The 17,638-nt window shown below is 60.3% G+C and carries 14 protein-coding genes; 8 read left to right on the plus strand and 6 right to left on the minus strand.

From position 1 onward, the window contains the following. Nucleotides 1–43 precede the first annotated feature (43 nt). Nucleotides 44–3,850, minus strand: a complete 3,807-nt coding sequence (locus ACA075_RS16065; protein ID WP_497293796.1) for a dermonecrotic toxin domain-containing protein — start codon at nucleotides 3,848–3,850, stop codon at nucleotides 44–46. 175 nt (nucleotides 3,851–4,025) lie between these two features. Then, nucleotides 4,026–5,048: a protease SohB gene (sohB, locus tag ACA075_RS16070; RefSeq protein WP_219097233.1), complete on the minus strand. Its 1,023-nt coding sequence runs from the start codon at nucleotides 5,046–5,048 to the stop codon at nucleotides 4,026–4,028. Nucleotides 5,049–5,252: 204 nt separating this feature from the next. On the opposite strand from sohB, the gene ACA075_RS16075 reads away from it, so the two are divergent. The 3 genes from ACA075_RS16075 to ACA075_RS16085 all read left to right on the plus strand — a co-directional run bounded on the left by ACA075_RS16075 (nucleotide 5,253) and on the right by ACA075_RS16085 (nucleotide 8,483). After that, entirely contained in the window at nucleotides 5,253–5,963 is a 711-nt protein-coding gene (locus tag ACA075_RS16075) for a histidine phosphatase family protein (RefSeq protein ID WP_497293798.1), read from the plus strand. A gap of 64 nt (nucleotides 5,964–6,027) precedes the next feature. After that, nucleotides 6,028–6,342 carry an SCP2 sterol-binding domain-containing protein gene (locus ACA075_RS16080; protein WP_007946492.1) on the plus strand — a complete coding sequence of 105 codons (315 nt, stop codon included), beginning with the start codon at nucleotides 6,028–6,030 and terminating at the stop codon, nucleotides 6,340–6,342. Nucleotides 6,343–6,635: 293 nt separating this feature from the next. After that, complete coding sequence (locus ACA075_RS16085) at nucleotides 6,636–8,483, plus strand: amidohydrolase (RefSeq protein ID WP_497299270.1); 1,848 nt, start codon at nucleotides 6,636–6,638, stop codon at nucleotides 8,481–8,483. 143 nt (nucleotides 8,484–8,626) lie between these two features. Here ACA075_RS16085 and ACA075_RS16090 read toward each other — a convergent pair whose 3' ends face one another. Further along, the gene (locus ACA075_RS16090) at nucleotides 8,627–11,257 is read right to left on the minus strand and encodes an MGH1-like glycoside hydrolase domain-containing protein (RefSeq protein WP_497293800.1); all 2,631 of its coding nucleotides are present in this window, start codon (nucleotides 11,255–11,257) and stop codon (nucleotides 8,627–8,629) included. 267 nt (nucleotides 11,258–11,524) lie between these two features. On the opposite strand from ACA075_RS16090, the gene ACA075_RS16095 reads away from it, so the two are divergent. The 3 genes from ACA075_RS16095 to ACA075_RS16105 all read left to right on the plus strand — a co-directional run bounded on the left by ACA075_RS16095 (nucleotide 11,525) and on the right by ACA075_RS16105 (nucleotide 14,722). Further along, on the plus strand, nucleotides 11,525–12,388 hold the full coding sequence (locus ACA075_RS16095) for a LysR family transcriptional regulator (RefSeq protein WP_219097236.1): 864 nt from the start codon (nucleotides 11,525–11,527) through the stop codon (nucleotides 12,386–12,388). 100 nt (nucleotides 12,389–12,488) lie between these two features. Continuing rightward, the gene (locus tag ACA075_RS16100; protein WP_497293802.1) at nucleotides 12,489–13,634 is read left to right on the plus strand and encodes an SRPBCC family protein; all 1,146 of its coding nucleotides are present in this window, start codon (nucleotides 12,489–12,491) and stop codon (nucleotides 13,632–13,634) included. Further along, nucleotides 13,631–14,722: an SMP-30/gluconolactonase/LRE family protein gene (locus ACA075_RS16105; RefSeq protein ID WP_497293804.1), complete on the plus strand. Its 1,092-nt coding sequence runs from the start codon at nucleotides 13,631–13,633 to the stop codon at nucleotides 14,720–14,722. Before ACA075_RS16100 ends, ACA075_RS16105 begins: the two co-directional genes overlap by 4 nt. 118 nt (nucleotides 14,723–14,840) lie before the next feature. Here ACA075_RS16105 and ACA075_RS16110 read toward each other — a convergent pair whose 3' ends face one another. Together ACA075_RS16110 and ACA075_RS16115 are read right to left on the minus strand one after the other, a co-directional pair. Then, nucleotides 14,841–15,083 (minus strand): hypothetical protein, encoded by a 243-nt coding sequence (locus tag ACA075_RS16110; protein ID WP_497293806.1) that lies wholly within the window; start codon nucleotides 15,081–15,083, stop codon nucleotides 14,841–14,843. Between the two features lie 110 nt (nucleotides 15,084–15,193). Continuing rightward, nucleotides 15,194–15,436 carry a hypothetical protein gene (locus tag ACA075_RS16115; protein WP_497293807.1) on the minus strand — a complete coding sequence of 81 codons (243 nt, stop codon included), beginning with the start codon at nucleotides 15,434–15,436 and terminating at the stop codon, nucleotides 15,194–15,196. 219 nt (nucleotides 15,437–15,655) lie between these two features. Here ACA075_RS16115 and ACA075_RS16120 point away from each other — a divergent pair, with 219 nt between their 5' ends. Next, on the plus strand, nucleotides 15,656–16,177 hold the full coding sequence (locus ACA075_RS16120; protein ID WP_497293808.1) for a DUF4142 domain-containing protein: 522 nt from the start codon (nucleotides 15,656–15,658) through the stop codon (nucleotides 16,175–16,177). A 54-nt stretch (nucleotides 16,178–16,231) separates the two neighbouring features. On the opposite strand, the gene ACA075_RS16125 is transcribed toward ACA075_RS16120, so the two are convergent. Further along, nucleotides 16,232–16,504, minus strand: coding sequence for a hypothetical protein (locus ACA075_RS16125; protein ID WP_497293809.1), 273 nt, complete (start codon nucleotides 16,502–16,504; stop codon nucleotides 16,232–16,234). Nucleotides 16,505–16,784: 280 nt separating this feature from the next. Between ACA075_RS16125 and ACA075_RS16130 the strand changes: the two genes are divergently transcribed. Continuing rightward, nucleotides 16,785–17,636 carry an STAS domain-containing protein gene (locus ACA075_RS16130; protein WP_497293810.1) on the plus strand — a complete coding sequence of 284 codons (852 nt, stop codon included), beginning with the start codon at nucleotides 16,785–16,787 and terminating at the stop codon, nucleotides 17,634–17,636. The last annotated feature ends 2 nt before the right edge of the window (nucleotides 17,637–17,638 follow it).

The following is a 17,638-nucleotide window of genomic DNA, read 5'->3' on the forward strand; positions in this document are numbered from 1 at the left end:
CACACCTTGAACCCCGCCCGGGGTTCAAGGCCTCCTCCTTCGCTTAGAAACCGACACGCGCCTCCAGCGCCCGGAATGCCGCCAATGGGTGATCAAACCGCCCGCTGCCGCCACTCATTCGACCCCATATTTCGTCCGTAGCATCGGCCTCTTGCATCAATCGCCAGACCCGGGCCTGAAGTGACAGGTAGCTGACCCGAAAGTCGGCTGTCAGGCTCAGCCGGTCTATGACGGCTAAAAACCGCGTGCCGGAGGGTTTACCTGCCAATCGCTGCCACAGGGCTTGCCGGGACTGTTGCAACGCTTCGTCGCAGTCGCGCAACCACACCGTCGGCGAACCATAATCTGCGCTCGGAGCGCTCAACCACAGATTGACGCCCGTCTGTTCACGATGGCTGATCAACCGGTGCAACGTCTCCTCGTCTGTCAACGGATTCCCCCATAACAGCACGCGGTCGTCCGCCACCGCCTGATTCATTATCGCGGGCGGAACCCGGGTAATACGGTTGTCGCGCAAATCCAGCATCGCCAGGTATGGCTCATCCTTGATCCCGACCGGGCAGCGGCTGATCCCGGTGTTCCTCAGGCTGAGCTGGCGCAAGCTGTTCATGCCCAGCACCACCGGCGGTACGCCCAACGGGTTGTCGCTCAGGTCCAGGGTTTGCAGGTGGGTCAGATCACTCAACTGTGAAGCGGCGCGCTCCGTGAATACCAACTGCGTGGCTCGCAAGTTGAGTGAGAGCAGTTGAGGCAATTGGCCGATGACGGGCGGCAAGGCGCGCCCTGCGTCGCCCCCCACGAAGAAAGGACGCAAGTCAACACCTACCAGATTCAACACTTCAAGGTTTGGAAAGCTCTCCAGGAACCCGTTCAAACTGTCGTGCTCGGTCAGGTGAAAACCTTGCATCGACATTTCGATGACATCGTTGAACCTGGCATTCAGCGTGGGTAACCGGTGATAGTCCTCGAAAGCCAGGTCCAGCCTGACACCGCGCAGCTGTCCGTCGACAAAGACACGATCCTGCAGCGGCCCGCGTTTTTGCCAAATGGCGACAAGCTCCTCGGCGAGCTCTGTCCTGACGCCTCTCTCCTGTTGCAGGGCGGCGTGCACCAGGTGGGCATTGTGCACGGCGATTTGCGCAGGGTTCATCCCCTCCGCGTCTTCATCTCCCATGGCCACGAAGGGAACGTCCATGTCGGCAAGGTCTTGTGCCGCTTGATCGACCCAGTCGGTCAAGTCGACGTTGAGCTGTTGCAGTTGCAGATTCAGCAGGTCGATATACGCCTGCACCCTACCCTCCGCGAGCAGCAACACCTGATCAATGCCCGCGTCGTTGATATCCGGATAAATGTCCTTGATCTGCAACTTGATCGCTTGAACCTTCAGGGCGTCACCCTGAGGGGTCGTCGGGTAGCCCCCGCCGCGCAGCCCCTGTGGCTCGAAGGCCATGCCTCTGTCCAGCCTTTGCAGACCGAGCAGGGTTTCAGCACGGGGCAATGCACGATCGCTCAGTTTGAGCCGCAACGCGCTGGCCTGATCTGCTGACGAGAGGTGCAACGCCGAGCGTTCCTCGTCCGTCAGCACGCCAAGGAGCGCGTCGTAGAAATCGGTTTGCCGACCTTGTCGCAGGTAACGATTTCCCACCTTGATGACGTTTCGGTAATGAGAGGCATCAAGGGGGCCGCAACGATCAATAACCAGCCCAGTGGACGAACCGTCGAGGACTTCAATTCGCAGGTCTTTTGGCCAGCCAGGCAGATTTTTCAGGGAGCGCAAGGCCAGGGTGTCCGTCTCGGCGTTCGCGACCGAGCGCAGATAAAAGCCTTCATAGGCTCGATCCAGCCTTACATGTTGCTGGTATTGCCGTGCCTTACTGCCCAGTCGCGCGAGTACTTGCCTGGTCTCGGCTGCATCAGGCAATGCCTGGATGTCGATGCCATAGCGGTCGAGCATTTGCTCGATGGCGCTCGTCGGCAGGCCCGGGTATTCGCGTTGAAACAGCCGGACCCACTCATGCCCCGACTTTTGCAGCACTTGGTAACGTTGGTTGAAAAGCACGGGGTCTGCGGCAGGACCGAGATCCTGATCGATCTTGAAACGGCTGATCGTGTCTGCCAGTAAAGGGGTCGGTGGCCGCCCCGTCTGCATCAACCGCAGCATGTCATCGTCGACCGCGCTGACCTTGGCGATCTGCGCCAGAACCTCATCGCTGAAGGAGGCCACCGAGGGGCCGATTCCACGGAGCAGCTCGATGCGATGGCTCAAGGGCGTTGGCGCCACGGCCGGTTCCGACGTCGGCCGGGCACCCGGGTCTTCCGGATCAGCCTCGTGCTCGCGGACGTGCTCCGCCATGCTATCGGCCTCGGCCGCGTCCCCCTTAAGCGCCGACTCGACACCCAGCATCGGCAACGTGTTAAGCAAGCCAAACACCGTGCGGGTCCGGCCCTCCGAGCGTTGGCCCGGCGTTTTGCCGTTGACCGCCTGATTCAGGCCATAACCGGCGTCGATGAGCCCGGCCAATGCCAGCACCCCCTCGCCTCCAGGGACAAACAAGGCGAGCGGGCCGAACCGGTTGACCCATTGCACAACGGGTTCGACGACAGCGCTCAACTGATCCCGGTTGACCTGCGCATCGTCACGGATGGCCTGGATCTCTGACTGTGCGGCCCGCTTCATCGTCAGCACCAAGCAGGCAAAAGGATCGGTCGCGACGTTCGGATCGTAGTAGCCGATGTATTCGTTCGGGTCCCAGTAGCCATCGTTGTTGAAGAAGCCGGCGTTGTTGGTCAGCCAGTGTTTTGCCGGATAAAGCGCCATGCCATCCAGCGCCGTCAGGACACCGGCGTGAAACATTCCATCCTCGCGATCGTCTTCGGCAAAGTGACGGGCCAGCGCCTGCCGTGCCTCGCTGGACTTGCCCTGTGTGACAACCCATTGGTGCAGTTGCGCGGTATCGGCGAATTCATGCAGCGGGGAAGAATTGCCGGGGATGTACACCAGCAGGCGGGCACTGGCGGTGTCACGAAAGGCCCAGATATCGGTCGCGGTGTAGCGGTAAAGTTTCAGAAGGCCGAACTTGACGGTTGAAGGCACGCGAGTTGGTGCTTGCAGTTGCTCCAGGGTCAGCGTTTCCCAAGGCTGATCGGCGGGCAGACCTGCCGCCCGCATCGCAAGTGCCAGACCTTTTTGTGTCAGGCGTTGTTCATGTCGCTGCAACCAGGCCGCCATAACGAACGCCGCTTTGACCGACGTTCTCAATGCGTAAGGCCTGGCCGCCACCAGCACAGCGTCGGCTGGCCATGCCTGATCGAGAGACGCTTGATACAAGTCCTTCAATTCCAGCTCCCAGACCCACTTCTTGAAGTCGGCGGGCCGGAGATTGATCTGCGTCAGCGGCCCATACCCTTGCGGGGTGGTTTGACGGTAGATGCCTTCATAGGTCCGGTGATTACCGCTGCCGTGATCGGCGAACTCATCGACGTGCTCGACGATCTGCACCGCAGGCCCGACGTCCGGCGGCGTGTACAGGCCGAACGCCGTCTCGGCAAAACGCCCGTCACCCACGGTCTGATAGTTGGACAACAGTGCTTGCAGCAGCGACCGGGAACTCGCTACTCGCCCCTGCTCGATACCGTTCTCGGCAGGATGGCCCTTGAAGTGGTAATCGAGCGTGACCAGCAAGGCCGTCTGCGGGTCGATGTCCGCGCCCCACTTTTCCTTGATCAAGCGTTCGCCAAACTGGCCAGGGGATTGTGGCAAGGCGAGATCCACGGCGGCTTTCAGCTCGGTGCGCATTTGCAGAGACGGCGCGGGATGGGGGCCGGCAACATTATCGTCGGGTTCATTCATGGTGCATTCCATTGCAGTCATTTCAGGACCATCACCCTACCCGGCCTGAGTCCAGTCGGATGCAGGAGCGATCGACAATGGCCCTGGGAAAGTTCGCAATTCTCCCGTGGACTTTTCTGAAGGCAAAAAAAACCGTGGATATCCACGGTTTCATTTTTTTGCTCGGCGTAGAAAATTACCAGAAGCGTTGCTGAGTCAACCGGCTCCACCAGCTCAACAGGACGCGATCGACCGACCCGCTGGCCGCCATGCCGATGCGCTCTTGCAGGCTTTTGCGTTCGGCGTAATGCAAGTGGTACAGCTCGGACTTCTTCGCCCGTTCAGCGAGGTATTCGTCGCTGGTCTTGAGTTCGTCTACCAGTTGCTTGTCCAGCGCGGCGATGCCGAGCCAGATTTCACCGGTCGCAACCTCGTCGATGGCCAGTTGCGGGCGATAACGCGAGACGAAGTTCTTGAACAGCTGATGCGTGATGTCCAGGTCTTCCTGAAACTTCTCGCGGCCTTTCTCGGTGTTTTCGCCAAACACGGTCAAGGTGCGCTTGTATTCGCCAGCGGTCAGGACTTCGAAGTCGATGTCGTGCTTTTTCAGCAAGCGATTGACGTTAGGCAACTGCGCCACGACGCCGATCGAGCCCAGAATTGCGAACGGGGCGCTGATGATCTTCTCGCCGATGCACGCCATCATGTAGCCACCACTGGCCGCGACCTTGTCGATGCAGATGGTCAACGGCACGCCCGCATCGCGGATGCGTGCCAGTTGCGAGGACGCCAGGCCGTAGCTGTGAACCATGCCGCCGCCGCTTTCCAGACGCAGCACCACTTCGTCTTTGGGCGTCGCCAACGTCAACAGCGCAGTGATCTCGTGGCGCAGGCTTTCAGTGGCCGATGCCTTGATGTCGCCGTCGAAATCCAGCACGAACACCCGCGGCTTGGCCTCGGGTTTCTTCTTTTGCTTTTTATCGGTTTTAGCCTGGGACTTGCGCAAGGCCTTGAGCTGGTCCTTGTCGAGCAAGGTTTGCTCCAGGCGTTCGCGCAGCCCTTTGTAGAAATCATTCAGCTTGCTGACCTGCAACTGGCCGGCCGACTTGCGCCGACCTTTGCTGCGCAGCGCCGCGAAACTGGCCAGGACCACCAGAATGGCGATCACCAGTGTCACGGTCTTGGCCAGGAAACTGGCGTACTCGGACAAAAACTCCACAGTGACTCCTTCAAAACGATGCGCGGCTTAAAACACGCGCGGGACAACGCCAGCATACCCATGCTCCGCCTCGGCGGCCAGCCGTGAAACCTCTGGCAACAGGCCTGCAACGGGCATTTCAAACAAGCGTATGTTTTTTCATTGACAGCTCACTGTCATCCTCATAACCTCGCCAAACCTTCAACGTACCGGGATGACGCGGACGTGGGCAGCATCTATCTGATTCGACATGGCCAGGCCTCCTTTGGTGCAGACGACTATGACGTCCTGTCGCCGACCGGTGTTCGCCAGGCAGAAATCCTCGGCCAGCACTTCGCCGAGCTGGGTGTCAGCTTCGACCGCTGCCTGTCGGGCGACCTGCGCCGCCAGCAACATACGGCCACCAGCGCGCTGGAACAGTTCGCTGCCGTGGGCCTGCCGGTGCCGACGCTGGAAATCGATTGCGCCTTCAACGAATTCGACGCCGACGCAGTGATCCGCGCGCTGCTGCCGGCCATGCTGGAGGATGAACCCGAAGCCTTGGACATCCTGCGCAATGCCGCGCAAAACCGTGCCGAGTTCCAGCGCATCTTCGCCCTGATCATCGAGCGCTGGCTCGCCGGCACCTATGACACGCCGGGGCTGGAAAGCTGGCTGGGCTTTGTCGAACGCGTGCAGGCCGGTCTTCACCGCATCCTCGAAAGCGCCGACAACACCCAGAAAATCGCCGTGTTCACCTCCGGCGGCACCATCACTGCCCTGCTCCACCTCATTACTCAGATGCCGGCAAGGCAGGCATTTGAACTGAACTGGCAAATCGTCAACACCTCGCTCAACCTGCTGAAGTTTCGCGGTCGCGAGGTGGCATTGTCTTCTTTCAACGGTCATGCGCACTTGCAACTGTTGAAGGCACCGGAACTCATCACGTTTCGCTGAGTCCGGACTATTGTGACCCTGGCTGTAATCACCCAGCTCTATTTACCCAAGAAAGGATCGAACCATGACCTCCGTAGCTGATGCCGTACAAGCAATGAAAGCCAAGTTCAACCCAGCCGCCGCTGCCGGTCTGGACCTGGTATTCGGTTTCCGCATCGACGACACCAAGAACTTCTCGCTGATCGTCAAAGACAGCACCTGCGAGCTGCAAGAAGGCGAAAACCCTGACGCCCAGGTCACTCTGGTGATGGACGGCGAAACCCTGCAAGGCATCGTCGACGGTTCGACCGACGGCATGCAAGCGTTCATGGGCGGCAAACTGCGCGCTGAAGGCGACATGATGCTGGCCATGAAACTGTCCGAGCTGTTCCCAAGCTAAGACGGCGGTTCCCCGCTTCGGGAACCTCTCTGGCTGCAAACGAATCCCGCCCCTTGTGGCGGGATTCGTCGTTTTCCGCCCCCGGAAATCGGCTACCTGTGGATTTGCGGTCTATATTCCTTCTGGCCGCATGCGTCAGACATCGGCTGTTTGCCCCCGATCAATTTGCGCGGAGCACTGCCATGAGCCCACCTGACGAGCACGACGGTTTCAATCGCCGACGTGTACTACAAGGCCTTTCGGCAGGTGCCGTCGGTGCCTGGATCAGCCCGCTATTCGCAGGGAGTAAAACCATGCCCGATACCCCGGCCGACCTCATTCTGTACAACGGACGCCTGCACACCGTCGACCGCAAGAAACCCCAGGCCAGCGCCGTCGCGATCAAGGACGGACGCTTCGTGGTGGTCGGCAGCGACGCCCAGGCCATGGCCCTGCAAGGCCCCGGCACAAAGATCGTCGACTTGCACGGGCGCACGGTGATTCCCGGCCTCAACGACTCGCACCTGCACTTGATCCGCGGTGGCTTGAACTACAACCTCGAACTGCGCTGGGAAGGCGTGCCGTCGCTGGTCGATGCCCTGCGCATGCTCAAGGACCAGGCCGATCGCACGCCCACGCCGCAATGGGTGCGGGTGGTCGGTGGCTGGAATGAATTCCAGTTCGCCGAAAAGCGTCTGCCAACGATTGATGAATTGAACAAAGCCGCGCCCGACACCCCTGTGTTCGTGCTGCACCTCTACGACCGCGCCCTGCTCAACCGCGCCGCGCTGAAGGTCGTCGGTTACACCCGCGACACGCCAAACCCGCCGGGCGGAGAAATCCAGCGGGACGCCAACGGTGATCCCACCGGCATGCTGATCGCCCGCCCGAACGCGATGATTCTGTACTCGACACTGGCCAAGGGGCCGAAGTTGCCGCTGGAATATCAGGTCAACTCGACCCGCCAGTTCATGCGCGAACTTAATCGCCTCGGCGTGACCAGCGCCATCGATGCCGGCGGCGGTTATCAGAATTACCCGGACGACTATCAAGTCATCCAGCAACTGGCCAAAGACCAACAGCTCACCGTGCGCATCGCCTACAACCTGTTCACGCAGAAGCCCAAGGAAGAGCTGAGCGACTTCAAAAACTGGACCAGCACCTCCCATTACGGCCAGGGCGATGACTTCCTGCGGCACAACGGTGCCGGGGAAATGCTGGTGTTTTCGGCGGCCGACTTCGAAGACTTCCTCGAACCACGCCCGGACTTGCCGCAAACCATGGAACAGGAGTTGGAACCGGTGGTGCGGCATCTGGTGGAACAACGCTGGCCATTCCGCCTGCATGCCACCTACAACGAATCCATCTGCCGCATGCTCGACGTGTTCGAGAAGGTCAATCGCGACATTCCGTTCGACGGTTTGCCGTGGTTTTTCGATCATGCGGAAACCATTACCCCGCAGAACATCGAGCGGGTCAAAGCCTTGGGCGGTGGCATCGCCATTCAGGATCGCATGGCCTTCCAGGGCGAATACTTCGTCGACCGCTATGGCGCCAAAGCCGCCGAACACACGCCGCCGATTGCGCGCATGCTCGCCGAAGGCATTCCGGTGGGTGCCGGCACCGATGCCACGCGGGTGTCCAGCTACAACCCCTGGACATCGATGTATTGGCTGGTCAGCGGCCGCACCGTTGGCGGACTGGAGCTCTACCCGCAAGGCTTGAGCCGCGATACGGCACTGGAACTCTTCACCCACGGCAGCGCCTGGTTTTCTTCCGAGCAAGGCAAGAAAGGCCAGATCAAGGTCGGGCAACTGGCGGATCTGATTGCGCTGTCGGCGGACTACTTCCACATCGACGATGAAGCGATCAAATGGATCGAGTCGGTGCTGACCATTGTCGACGGCAAGATCGTCTACGGCAGTGTCGAATTCGAAAAGCTCGGCCCCCCGCCGATTCCTGTGGTCCCCGAGTGGTCGCCCGTCGCCAAGGTGCCGGGCCACTGGAAGCCCGTGGCGCCACTGACGGCGCAGGTGCATCAATGCGTCGGCGCGTGCGCGGTGCATGCGCACAGCCATGAACGGGCGCGATTGTCGTCAGCGCCGGTCAGCGACTTCAAGGGATTTTGGGGCGCGTTTGGCTGTTCGTGTTTTGCGTTTTGAACAAAGACTTCGCCAACACCGCCGATCACTGTGGGAGCGGGCTTGCTCGCGAAAGCGGCGTGTCATTCAATATTGATGTCGACTGACACTCAGCCTTCGCGAGCAAGCCCGCTCCCACAGGGGGGGCTGCGTTGGGCGGGAAATCAGGGTTGTAGCAACAACGCAATCAGCGCGCTCCATCCCGTCTGATGGCTGGCTCCCAATCCGCGTCCGGTTTCCCCATGAAAATACTCATGGAACAGCACCAGGTCGCGGCTGGCGGGGTCCGCCTGCAAATGCGGATACGCCGCCATTGACGGCCGATTGCCTTCTTCATCGCGAAGCACAAGCCGGGTCAGTCGTTGACTCAGGCTGTCGGCCACCTCTTCCAGGGAAGCCAGAAACCCTGAACCCGTCGGGTATTCCACCGAAAAGTTCTGATCGTAATAGCGATGAAACTCGCGCAGGGACTCGATCAGCATGTAGTTGATCGGCATCCACACCGGCCCACGCCAATTGGAGTTGCCGCCGTACAGGCGCGATTCGGATTCTGCCGGTTCGTAATGGGCACAGAGTCGTTCGCCATTGATTTGCAGGCCGAATGGCTGTTCGGCGAAGGCTTTGGACAGTGAACGAATGCCGAACCCGGAGAGGAACTCGTTTTCATCGAGCATGCGTTTGAGCAGGTTCTTGGTCCGTTCGCCACGCAACAGCGCCAGCAGCATCCGGTTGCCTTCCCCAGGTTCAGTCCAGCGTGACACCAGGCTGGCGAGGTCCGGGCGGTGTCGCATGAAACCGAGCAGTCGCTCACGCAAGCCGGGCAACCCTTCATGCTCGTGCTGCTCCAGAACCTGAACTGCGAACAGCGGCATCAGGCCAACGATCGAGCGTAAGCGCAGCGGTTCATTCACACCATCGGGGCGATGCAGGACGTCGTAGAAGAACTGATCCTGTTCGTCCCACAAGCCTTCGGCATCGGAGTCGACCCGGTTGATGGCCCCGGCGATATAGAGAAAGTGTTCGAAGAACTTCACCGCAATATCGACGTACACCGCATTACGCTTGGCCAGTTCCAAAGCGATGCGCATCAGGTCCAGCGCATAGGCGGCGACCCACGCCGTACCGTCGGCCTGGTCGAGCTGATAGCCGGGCGGCAACAACGCCGAACGGTCGAACAGCGCGATGTTGTCCAGCCCCAGAAAACCGCCCTGGAACAGGTTGCGGCCTTCGGCGTCCTTGCGATTGACCCACCAGGAAAAATTCAGCAGCAGTTTGTGGAAAATCCGCTCGAGGAAATCCATGTCCGCTGTTCCGGTCAGCGCCTTGTCCTGCTGATACACCCGCCAACAGGCCCAGGCGTGCACCGGCGGGTTGGCGTCGTCGAAACGCCACTCGTAGGCCGGCAACTGGCCGTTGGGGTGCATGAAGCGGTCTTTGACCAGCAGCAACAATTGATGCTTGGCAAACCCGGGGTCAATCAGCGCGAAAGCCACTGCCTGAAAACCCAGGTCCCACGAGGCGTACCACGGATACTCCCAAGTGTCTGGCATGGAAACGATGTCGAAATTCGACAGGTGGCGCCAATGCGTGTTGCGAATATGCGCACGCCCGGATGGCGGTGAAGGTTGAGCCGGATCGCCGTCGAGCCACTGATTGACGTCGAAGTAATACAGCTGTTTCGACCAGAGCAATCCGGCCAGCGCTTGACGCTGAACGTTGCGCGCATCCGCATCACCAATACCGGATTGCAGCGCCGCGTAAAAATCATCGGCTTCGCTGAGACGCCGTTCGAACAGGGCTTTGGCGTTGACCCGAACCGCGCCGGTCGGCGCAAAACGCAAGTAGACGCATCGGCTTTGGCCGGCTTCAAAATCCAGGGTGAAGTGCGCCGCCACCCGGGTTCCAACGTCATGGCGGATCGCATCGTTGTCGCCTGCGACCAGAAAATCATTGATGCCGTCCTTGAATGGCCCCTTCGCCGCCACGCCATCGAGTTTGGGGAAGTTGCTCTCGTTATTGCAGAACAGCCATTGGCTGCCTTCTTCGCCCCAGGCGCTGGCCTGCCGGTCGGGGAGTTGTGGATGTCGGGCCAGGACCTCATCGCCGTTCAGCGTGAGGCTCGGGCGCTGACCATCCGCCGTCCAGCTCCAGGTGTTGCGCGCCCAGAGCTGCGGCAACACGTGGAGGCGTGCCGGCTGATCGGAACGGTTATGCACGGTGACGCGCATGAAGAGGTCATCGGCTGCGTGTTTGGCGTACTCCACGGTCACATCGAAATAGCGGTTGTCCTCAAACACGCCGGTGTCGAGGATTTCGTACTCGGCGTCCGCCAGTCCACGGCCGGCGTTTTCGGCCACGAGGTCGGCATAGGGAAATTCGGCCTGCGGATATTTGTAGAGCATGCGCATGTAGGCATGGCTTGGCACGCCATCGACGTAGAAATACAGCTCTTTGACGTCCTCGCCGTGATTGCCCTCGGTGTTGTTCAAGCCAAACAGGCGCTCTTTTAGAATCGGGTCGCGCTCGTTCCACAGGCCCAGCCCCAGGCACCAGTGCTGGGCCTTGTCGCAAAACCCGGCAAGCCCGTCCTCGCCCCATCGATAGGCTCGGCTGCGGGCATGGTCATGGGGAAAATAGCGCCAGGCATCGCCATCGGCGCTGTAGTCCTCACGTACCGTGCCCCATTGGCGTTCGCTCAAGTACGGCCCCCACGCGCGCCAGGCCTCGGCGTCGCGGCGGGCCAGGCGTTTGCCTTCAACCGTATCGAGGATGTTTGCTGCGTGCTTTGCCGTCATGGGGGGGGCGCCGTTGGGCTAGAGACGGTTGCAGTGTAGTGCGCACACTCCACCCGCAATGTGAAAACCATGACAGGTGCACAAACCTGTGGCGAGGGAGCTTGCTCCCGCTGGGTCGCAAAGCGGCCCTGAAACCTGCCGCCGCGGTCCTTCAGATGTATTCCTTCGTACATGCTCCGGCTGCTACGCACCCGAACGGGAGCAAGCTCCCTCGCCACAAGGTGGGAGTGCTCCTACAATGCCCACACCTCCCTCACCGGCCGCCCCATGGACATCGATCTCGCTCGCACCTTTCTGGAAATTGTCCGCCACGGCAGTCTTGCCGCCGCCGCTGAAAAACTCCACGTCACCCAGACCGCAATCACGGCGCGCGTGCAAAAACTCGAGAGCCAGCTGGGCAGCACGTTGTTCGTGCGCAACCGTGCCGGTGCGCGGCTGACGCCCAATGGCGAGGCCTTTGTGGTGTACGCCAATCAACTGGTCGAGACTTGGGAAGCCGCGCGTCGGGACTTGCCGTTGCCCGACGGTTACCGCGATGTGCTGCACATTGGCGGCGAGGTCAGTCTGTGCAATCCGCTGATGCTCAGTTGGGCCGGTGAACTGCGCGAGAAGATTCCCAGCCACGCCTTGCGCATGGAAATCCGCGACGGCGAGAACCTGCTGCGCCAACTGGAACTGGGAGTACTGGACGCGGCGCTGGTCTATCAGCCCGAATACTGGCCGCGCCTGCAAGTCGAGCAAATCCTCGAAGAAAAACTCATTCTGGTACGCCTCGCCGGGCGGCCCGATCCTTACGTGTATATCGACTGGGGCCCGGATTTCCGCCGTCAGCACGATGCCGCCCTGCCGGAAAAAGCCAAGGCCGCCCTGAGCTTCAACCTCGGCCCTCTGGCCCTGCAATACATTCTGGAAAACGGCGGCAGCGGCTACTTCCGTACACGCGTGGTGCAGAGCTACCTCGAAAGCGGCGTACTGGAACCCGTGCCCAAAGCCCCGGAATTCAGTTACCCGACCTACCTGGTTTACTCGCGCGATCGCGACTCGGCGACTCTGCAGCGTGCCTTCGATTTATTGCGTGAAGTCATCAAGACCGATGACGACTGGTCCCAGCGCTGGAACCCGCTGACCTGAATACACCGGATCATGGCGCTTGTGTCATCCAGGTTTGCTCAAGCTTGCGCGGGCAGATCAGCTAATCTGCTGGTTATAACAATAAGCAGAGGTGAACGCAGTGAGGCAGACCACCCAGGCATTTCGCGACCGCTATCGCGCTGACATCCATCCGCGCTACAACCCATGGCTGCACGGGGCCTTTGTGCTGCTGTTCGGCGTGCTGGCCATCGGTGGGTTCTGGAGCACCGTGCATCAGATCCGGCCGCTGGAGTGGCTGACGGTGCCGTTGACGCTGTTGTTCTTCAACTTCGGCGTGTACCTGGTGCATCGGCACCTGGGGCATCACAAAAAGAGCTTCGCGCGGATGTTCTACGCCCGCCATGCCGGCGACCATCACAGCTTTTTCGCTCCCGGCCACATGACCTACGACCATGCCCGGGACTGGCGGGTGATTCTGTTTCCGGCCTGGCTGATCGTGGTGCACACCGTGGTCTTCACCCTGCCCGTCTGGTGGCTGCTCAAGCAGGTCGATGCCAACGTCGCCGGATTGTTTGGCGGCTGTCTGGTCCTCGGGTACCTGATGTACGAGGTGTTTCATGCCTGCGAGCATTTGCCGCCGGACAACCCGGTCACGCGTCTGCCGTGGATCCGCCAGATGCGCCGCCTGCATGAACTGCATCACCGCCGCGAGCTGATGCAGGAACGCAACTTCAATATCGTGTTTCCGCTGATGGACTACCTGTTCGGCACCCTGTACTGGGAGCCGGAGCCTGCCCCCCTGCCCCTGACGAGAACGACCATGACCCGCATGCAGCACCAGATCGCTATCGCTGGAAACCCGATTGACGTGCTCGCCTATGCCAGCACCGTCACCCGGTGGCCGGAGTGGCATCCGTCGTCCCTGAAGGTCCAGGGGCAAAGTGGGCCGCTGCATGCCGGCCTGCGGTTCGAGGAGGACATCCTTGCCGGTGGCCGCACGGGTCACTTGAGCTGGGAAGTCAACGAATATCTGCCAGGACGCCGCTGGAGTGCCTGGGCGCGGGGTGATCACGGGTTGTCGCTGGTCGTGACCTATGAATGCGAGGTGCAGGGCGAAGGCACGCGCTTTGTGCGGACCCTGGAGTATCAGTTTTCGGGCCTGGCGATGCGCGTCACCAATCGATTGCTGCTCAAGCGACGCATCGAGCGTGAATCCGCAGCGTCGATGCAGGCATTGCGCGAAATGGCGCAGAAAAACCTGACCCCCGCAGGAGTCAGCGTGTGAGAAGCGCCTTCAGGTTTCGCCATCTGTTGTGGCTGCTGATCATTGTCCTGGGGGCTTTTCTGTTGTTGTTTCCGACCAAGGTTCGGCCGGTGGCCTGGACACCGCCGCCGGCGCCTTCCCTGACCAGCGGGGTGTATGCCGACAATCAGCGGCTCAAAGGGGTGGAGCGTGTCGGCCCGGCGGACATCGAAGGGCCCGAGGCGCTGTTGCTGGAAGATAACGTGCTCATCACCGGGCTGCACGACGGCCGGCTGATCCGTACCAGCCTCGACGGCAAGGACACCAAAGTGCTGGCCGATACCGGCGGCCGGCCTCTGGGCCTGGCGAGGCACCCGAACGGACTGCTGGTGATCGCTGACGGCGTCAAAGGGTTGCTTTCCCTGGATGCCCAGGGCCGGTTGATCGCGCTGTCCACCGAGGCGGGCGGCGTGCCCTTCGGGTTTACCGATGATGTCGCCATCGACAAATCCGGGCACTACGCCTATTTCAGCGACGCTTCCAGCCGCTGGGGCTACGGCAAGGATGGCGAGGCGATCATCGAGCATGGGGGCGACGGCCGTTTGTTGCGCTATGACTTCCAGACCGGCAAGACCACGGTGCTGCTGGACTCGCTGGAGTTTGCCAACGGCGTGACGCTGGGGCCGGACGACAGCTTTGTGCTGGTCAACGAAACCGGCGCTTACCGTATCACCCGCTTCTGGTTGAGCGGGCCGAACGCCGGAACCCACGATGTGTTTATCGACAATCTGCCGGGGCTGCCGGACAACCTCGCGTTCAATGGCCGCGACCGCTTCTGGGTGGCGCTCTACGCACCGCGCAATGCCCTGCTCGACGCCACGGCACAGCACCCGTTCGTGCGCAAAATGATTGTTCGGGCATTGACGGTACTGCCCAAACCCATGGAAAAGCGTGCCTTTGCACTGGGTCTGGACTTGGACGGCAAGGTGATTGCCAACCTGCAAGATGCGAGCACGGGTAATTACTCGCCGATCACGACAGTGCGCGAGTACGGGGACTGGTTGTACCTGGGATCGCTGAAGGCAAAAAACATGGTGCGCCTGCCCCTGAACACCGCGCTCCAGAACTAACGTAAATCCCTGTGGGAGCGGGCTTGCCCGCGATGACTGCGACACCGTCAACATTGCTGTGTCAGGTAATCCGCCATCGCGGGCAAGCCCGCTCCCACAGGGGATGTTTGGGGTTGGATTAGCGGGGGTCCATCTCGTTATCGCGCACGGCGTTGTCCGTCTCTTCAAGCACCCGCTCAGGGTCCATCGCGGTGGTGTCGTCTTCATCCAGCGGGCGCACACCTTCGTTGTTCGGCAATTCGTCGATGCCCGGCTCGTCTTCGGGGTTGACCGTCGTGCGGCCAGGGCTTAGCGGTTCAGGATGGGTCGGGATAGGGTCGTACCCGCCCTGCTCTTCACTTGGAAATTTGGGCTCGTTCATAAGGCACCTCGCAAGGAGTCGAAAAGGTCGGACTCTGATCTTTCGAGGTGCCGGTATTGATCACCGTTCCAATTTTTCAGTCACCGGTTGTCGGTGGTGGGCAAGGCGTGTCAGGACGGCAATTGGAGCCGGTCAACGATCTTTTGCTTAACCTGCACGCGCGTCTCCTTGAGCTTCTTTAGTGCGTCATCGCTGGGCGCATCCGATTTTGCGGTTTCAGCCTTTACTACCTCGGCGTCCGCTTGCGAATACTTGTTGATCAGTGAATCCAGTAACGGATCCTTGGAGCGTTTTTGCTGGATATCTTCCTTTGAAAGTTTCAGGTCCTGATAAAGGTCGTGTGGCACCGGCATGGAACACCTCCGTTTGTTGATCGGCAGCAAACGCGATCGATTGCGTTCGCCAACTATCAGAATGGCCTTGGTTGGCGGGTTCTGTCGACCGCCTATCAGACCAGCGGTGTCCGTTCGTCGTCCTGGCGAAAACCCGATAAAACCTTTGCCCGAGCGCCTGCCTCCATTGCATAACGATCACCTCGATCGCTTACCCGCCCCCTATGTGGAGAATGACCAATGGACGGATTCACCCTGCGCCACCTCGCCCTGGCCGTCGCCTTGAGCACCAGCATGAGCACAGCTTTTGCCGCCACTTCCAATGACTTTGTCGACAACGCAGCCGCCGGTGGCATTGCGGAAATCGAGACCAGCCGTCTGGCGCTGGAAAAAAGCTCATCGGCCGACATCAAGGCATTCGCCAACATGATGATCACCGATCATTCCAAGGCCAACGATGAACTGGCGGCCCTGGCGAAAAAGAATGACATCGAGGTGCCGGATGAGACGACGCTGGTCAAACAGGCCAAGGAAAAAATCCTCGACATGCGTGACGAGTCCTTCGACGCGGCCTATGCCAATAATCAGGTGAAGGCCCACGAAGACACCATCAAGCTGTTCGAAAAACAGGCCAACACGGTAACGGACGACAAGGTAAACGGCGCCACCGAGCTGAAAGGCTTCGCGCAAAAAATGCTACCGGCACTGGAAAAACACCTGGAGATGGCGAAAAAACTCCAGGCCGCCCACCCCAGCAAATAAAGCGCAAAAAGAAGGCCGCATCGAGTGATGCGGCCTTTTTGCATGCTGGCTGAACTAACCGCCATCGGTATCGATGTCGGCATCCGTGTCATCGCCGGGGTTTGGCCGGTCCGGATTCGGCTTGAAACCGGGGCTGAACTCATTGTCATTGTCGGTGTGGTGATTCTTCTGATCCACCGCCGCATCGGCGCCTGGCGAGCCGGTGGTTTGGCCCTGACGCTGCCCTTCTGGCGTCCCCTCACCCGGCGTCTGCGGGTCAATCGCCGGGTCATTTCGGTCGACCGGCGCCCCCGATTGATCCTGTCGTTGTGTCGATTGGTCTTTCATACGCACCTCGCTCGTGACGGCCAGCCTACGATTCAAACAGCCGGGGCCTTGAAGGTTCGAAGCCATCCCGAGGCAGGGGTTCAATCCAATGGACAGGCACCGGCAGGCTCAAGGTCAAAAAATCGCCGTCGACGGCAGTGCCGACTAGAGTTACCGGGCAAGTGCCGGGCAGGACGAAAAAATCCTGCCCGGGCCCACAACTATTTCATACGGCAAATGTCACTGATTCGGGTCGATCGTTTTGGGGAATCGGCCCGCCATATTTCAGGAGCACAAGGACATGGCAGCAATGCAGATCAGCACACTCGACGCGATGAAAAACAACCACACGCAATTGCTTGGTGAATGGATCCGCAGCCTGGAAGCCAGCGGTGCCAACCGTAATCTCAAGGACAACGATCTAAAGCAGCAGACCGCGGATTTTCTGCAACTGGTGACCGCCGGCCTGGAAAACGGCAACGGTCCCAACATCGCCGCGCCGGGTTGGGATGAGGCTCGTCAATTCCTCGAAAAACTTTCCCACAGCCGTGCCCTGCTCGGCCAGGACTCGCACCAGACCGCCAGTTTCATTTTTTCGCTGAAAGGTCCGCTGTTTTCCCTGCTGCAATCTCACTACAAAGAGAATCCGGGTGTACTGGCCGACCAACTCTGGGAGGTGTCCGAGCTGCTCGACGCGCTGGGCATGCACACCATCCGTACCTTCCAGAAATCCCGCGAAGCGGTCATCAAGCGTCAGCAGGAAGAACTGCTGGAACTCTCCACCCCGGTGGTCAAGCTCTGGGATGGCGTGCTCGCCCTGCCGATGATCGGCACCCTGGACTCGCAACGCACCCAGGTGGTGATGGAATCGCTGCTGCAACGGATCGTCGATACCGGTTCGGAAATTGCCATCATCGACATCACCGGCGTGCCGACCGTTGACACCCTGGTTGCTCAGCACCTGCTCAAAACCGTGACCGCGATTCGCCTGATGGGCGCCGATTGCATCATCAGCGGCGTGCGTCCGCAGATCGCACAGACCATCGTTCATCTGGGGCTGGACCTGCAAGGCGTGGTCACCAAGGCCAACTTGGCCGATGCCCTGAAACTGGCCCTGGCCCGTCTGGGAATCACCGTCAGCAAGACGGTTTAAGC

This window comes from Pseudomonas sp. LBUM1663 (assembly GCF_059695905.1).

Coding starts and splice junctions, on each gene's coding strand:
- ACA075_RS16110 (WP_497293806.1), bottom strand. CDS start 15,083: ATGAACGAGCCCAAATTTCCAAGTGAAGAGCAGGGCGGGTACGACCCT.
- ACA075_RS16130 (WP_497293810.1), top strand. CDS start 16,785: ATGGCAGCAATGCAGATCAGCACACTCGACGCGATGAAAAACAACCAC.
- ACA075_RS16080 (WP_007946492.1), top strand. CDS start 6,028: ATGACCTCCGTAGCTGATGCCGTACAAGCAATGAAAGCCAAGTTCAAC.
- ACA075_RS16095 (WP_219097236.1), top strand. CDS start 11,525: ATGGACATCGATCTCGCTCGCACCTTTCTGGAAATTGTCCGCCACGGC.
- ACA075_RS16090 (WP_497293800.1), bottom strand. CDS start 11,257: ATGACGGCAAAGCACGCAGCAAACATCCTCGATACGGTTGAAGGCAAA.
- ACA075_RS16120 (WP_497293808.1), top strand. CDS start 15,656: ATGGACGGATTCACCCTGCGCCACCTCGCCCTGGCCGTCGCCTTGAGC.
- ACA075_RS16115 (WP_497293807.1), bottom strand. CDS start 15,436: ATGCCGGTGCCACACGACCTTTATCAGGACCTGAAACTTTCAAAGGAA.
- ACA075_RS16085 (WP_497299270.1), top strand. CDS start 6,636: ATGCCCGATACCCCGGCCGACCTCATTCTGTACAACGGACGCCTGCAC.
- ACA075_RS16065 (WP_497293796.1), bottom strand. CDS start 3,850: ATGAATGAACCCGACGATAATGTTGCCGGCCCCCATCCCGCGCCGTCT.
- ACA075_RS16125 (WP_497293809.1), bottom strand. CDS start 16,504: ATGAAAGACCAATCGACACAACGACAGGATCAATCGGGGGCGCCGGTC.